Raw genomic sequence first — 346 nt, 5'->3', positions numbered from 1 at the left:
TGGGTGGGGACGGCGAGGGTGGGCGGGTGCGTCGGGCGGGTGTGTCCTCGTTCGGTCTCAGCGGCACCAACGCCCATGTGCTGGTGGCTGAACCGGAGCCGGCTCCCGCCGCCCCGGCTCCCGCTGGCGACACCGGCACTGGCACGGAGACCGGCACTGTCTCCGGCGGCTTGGTGCCGTGGCTGCTGAGCGCCCGTGGGCCGGAGGCGCTCCAGGCGCAGGCCGCGCGGCTGGAGCGGTACGTACGCTCCCGGCCCGAGCTGACACCGGCCGCGGCGGGTCGTGCCTTGGCGCGGCGTTCGCGGTTTGAGCATCGTGCGGTGGTGGTGGGTGGTTCGCGGGATGA

The 346-nt window shown here is 74.9% G+C and carries 1 protein-coding gene; it reads left to right on the top strand.

Annotation, left to right across the window (positions count from 1 at the left end; translation table 11 throughout):
* The coding region (locus tag AN216_RS00195) for a ketoacyl-synthetase C-terminal extension domain-containing protein (RefSeq protein ID WP_212732656.1) at positions 1-346 on the top strand (346 nt) is incomplete at both ends.

Source organism: Streptomyces oceani, assembly GCF_001751245.1.
GTDB classification, from domain to species: domain Bacteria; phylum Actinomycetota; class Actinomycetes; order Streptomycetales; family Streptomycetaceae; genus Streptomyces; species Streptomyces oceani.
Note: the sequence above shows the minus strand (reverse complement) of the source record. Positions and strands in the feature narration are given on the sequence as shown.